The sequence below is a fragment of the Pseudoroseomonas ludipueritiae genome (assembly GCF_014490445.1).
GTDB lineage: Bacteria > Pseudomonadota > Alphaproteobacteria > Acetobacterales > Acetobacteraceae > Pseudoroseomonas > Pseudoroseomonas ludipueritiae.
Window position 1 is genome coordinate 1 of the sequence record NZ_JACTUZ010000268.1, and the last position, 3,152, is coordinate 3,152.

Genomic DNA, 3,152 nt, shown 5'->3' on the forward strand with positions numbered 1-3,152 from the left:
GGCGGGCGGGGCAGGGGGCGCTGTGGCTTCCGGAGCGGGTGGTGGCGTCGCGTCCCCCAGCAGCGCGTCCAGCGCCGCCATGGCGGCGGCCGGGGCCGGGGTGGCGGCGTCGGAGGCCAGGGCGGCCACATAGCCCTCGATGCCGTCCAGTCCGACCTGCACACCGGCCGCCACGCGGGCATCCAGCGCCATGGCGCCTTCCGCCACCCGGGCCAGCACGGCTTCCAGTCGGTGCGCCACTTCCTCCACCACCGGCAGGTCCACCGCGCGGGCGGCGCCCTTCAGGCTATGGGCGCGGCGGAAGATGTCGCGCAGGTCGGCCTGCTCGCCGCGCTCGGTGGCATCCAGCGCGGCGCGGATGGCGCCCAGATGCTCCTTGTGCTCGGCATCGAAGGCCGCCAGCAGTTCCCGGCGCAGGTCCGACATGGGCAAGGCCGCGCGCTCCCCGCCTCAGACGCGGTAGCGGTCTGCGAGCGTGACCAGCTGCGCCGACAGCGTCGAGAGATTGGCCGCCGCCGTGTCGAGCTGCCGCGTGCCCGCCGCCGTCTGCTGGCTGGCCTGGCGGATGTTCTGCAGCGCGCCCATCACCTGCTCGATGCCCAGTTGCTGCTGGTTGGTGGAAGCCACGATCTGCTGGAAGGTCTGCACGCTTTCCTGGATGCGGGCGGAGATCTCGTTGATGGTGGTGTGGGTGGTGTCGGTGCGCTCCCGCCCCGCCGCCACGCGCTTCACCGCTTCCTCCGTCAGCATCACCGAGGAATTGATGCCGCGCTGGATGTCGCCGAGGATCGAGCGCACCTGGCTGGTCGCTTCCTTGGCCTGGTCAGCCAGCGTCTTCATCTCGGCGGCCACCACGGCGAAGGAGCGGCCCTGCTCGCCGGCCGCCGCAGCCTCGATGGCCGCGTTCAGCGCCAGCAGGTGAGAGCGTTCGGAGATGTCGTTGACGGTGGTGATGATCTCGCCGATCGCCTGCGTCTTCTCGCTCAGCGCCACGATGTTGCTGGCCACCGCCTCGGCCTGCTCGCGGATGGAATCCATCGCGCGCACCGTCTCGTCCACCGCCTTGAGGCCGGCGCCGGAGGTCTGCGCGGTGGCCTGGGCGGAGGCGATCACCTCCTGCGCCCGCTTGCCGATCTGGCTGCCGGAATGGGTGATCTCGTCCACCGTGGCAGCGGTTTCCTGCACGGCGGCGAGCTGTTCCTCGACGCTCGCGGCCTGTTCCTGAGTGCTGGCGCGAATCTCGGCGGCGGCGGCATTCAGGTTCTCGGTGGCATCGCGGCTCTGGCGCGCCAGCTGGCGCAACCCGTCCACCATGCTGTTCAGCGTGATGCCGAGCTGCCCCAGCTCGTCGCGCCCCGTGGCCGCGGGCGGGCCGGAAAGGTCGCCGCGCCCCACGCGTTCCACGAATTCCATGAAGGCGGAGAGCGGGTTGACGATGGAGCGGCGGATCAGCACCGCGATGGTCAGCCCCAGCACCACCATGCCGATCAGCGCCAGGATGGTGGAGATGCGGCTTTCGTCATAGACCTGCCCGGTGCGCTGCTGGCCGGCGGCGATGACGCTGTTCAGCGCCTCCTGCGTCCGCCCGATGATCTGGCTCAGCTCGCCACGGTGGCTGGCGATAACCGCGTCGATATTCACCAGCGCCGTCTGGTCGCCCGCGCGGATGGCGCGGAACTGCTCCTGAGTCTGTTCCCGTAGCTGGCGCAGCGGCAGCGCCGCCTGGTTCAGCAACTGCGCCACCTGCTGCCAGCCGCCGACCCGCTGGGCGGAGGCGCCGGTGGCGGCGTTGCGGTTGGCGGTGGAAAGCATCTCGGCCAGCATGGCATCGGTGCGGGCGGCCTCCTGCTGCCATTCCTGTGCCAGGTCGGCCTCCGGCGCGTTGCGGCCAAGCTGCTGCAGCAGGAAGCGCGTGACGGCGCGGGAGCGGGTCTCCTGCATGTCGCTTTCGGAATCGCGCAGCAGCGAGAGCTGCCGCAGCAGCGTCAGGTCACGGGAGACGATGATATCCGTCACCTGCGTGACGGTGCTGATCTGGTTCAGCCCATAGGCGCCGAGCATCACGAGCATGAGCACGAGGGCGGCGAAGCCGAGAAGGATGCGGTTGGCGATGCTCAAGGCGTCATGCTCCGGTGGAAGCGGGGTCGGTGTTGCGGGCGCCGGCCAGGAAAGGGCGCAGCAGGCGGTCGAGGTCGATCACGCCCACCAGGGCGGTGCCGGGCGCGGCCATGCCGGCGGGGGCCATGGCATGGCTGGCGATGGCGCCGTGGCGGGGCGCGGCGGGCTGGCCGGGCGCATCCTGCGTGGCCTCGGCCTCCACCAGCGGCAGGGCATCGGCGGCGCTGAGGGCACGGTCCACCCGCAGGGCGAAGCGGCGAGGGGCGTGGCGCAGCAGCAGCAGGTGGCCGCCATCCCGCCCCTTGGCCATGCCCAGGGCGAGCCCGAGGTCCAGCACGGTGAAGATCTGCCCGGCGCGGCCATGGAAGCCCAGCATGGCGGCGGGCTGCCCCGGTGCCGGGGTGCAGGGCGCGAAGGGCACCACCTGCGCCACCGAGGTCAGCGGCAGCCCATAGGCCTCGTTGCCCAGGGTGCAGAGCAGCAGCGGCGGGCTGACAGGCCCGGTCTCCCGCGCCGCGCCGCGCGTGGCGAGGTGGCGGGTGCGCGCGTCCAGGATGCGCGCGGCACGGTTCTCGCCGCCTTGGGGGAGGGGAAGGATGCGGAGGGGCATGGTTCAGCGCGCCCTGGCTGCGGCCGCGGCCGGCTGGTGGAGGTGCATCCGCGCGGCGGCGCGCAGCTCGCCGGCGGTCATGCCGTCGCCTTCCGGCAGGGGCGCGTCATCCGGCTGGGCCTGGGCAATGCGGGCGGCGACGGCGATGGCCTTGCGGCCGGGGATGAGCCGCCCTTCCCCCAGCAGCAGCAGGCCGAGCTGGTAATGCGCCATGGCGAAATCGTCCCGCAGCGCGATGGCGCGGCGGAGGGCGCGCTCCGCCGCCGTGGCATCGCCCCGGGCGCGGGCGATCAGCGCCTCGTAGTAATGCAGCGCGGGATGGGTCGGCTCGGCCTCCAGGCCCTGGCGGCAGGCCAGGCTGGCGCCATCCAGGTCGCCCAGGTCGGCGCGGGCGCGGGCGCGGTGCAGCGCTTCCTCGGCCGAG

3 protein-coding genes and 1 pseudogene are annotated in these 3,152 nt (G+C 72.6%); all 4 read right to left on the bottom strand.

Annotated elements, in window-relative coordinates; translation table 11 throughout:
* The coding region (locus IBL25_RS25280; RefSeq protein ID WP_187781215.1) for an Hpt domain-containing protein at window positions 1-426 on the bottom strand (426 nt) is incomplete at its 3' end.
* A gap of 24 nt (window positions 427-450) precedes the next feature.
* A complete protein-coding gene (locus IBL25_RS25285; protein WP_202986886.1) occupies window positions 451-2,118 on the bottom strand; it encodes a methyl-accepting chemotaxis protein in 1,668 nt (555 codons plus the stop codon).
* A gap of 4 nt (window positions 2,119-2,122) precedes the next feature.
* Window positions 2,123-2,728 (bottom strand): chemotaxis protein CheW, encoded by a 606-nt coding sequence (locus tag IBL25_RS25290; RefSeq protein WP_187781214.1) that lies wholly within the window; start codon window positions 2,726-2,728, stop codon window positions 2,123-2,125.
* 3 nt (window positions 2,729-2,731) lie between these two features.
* A pseudogene (locus IBL25_RS25295) lies at window positions 2,732-3,152 on the bottom strand (CheR family methyltransferase); the annotation flags it as partial.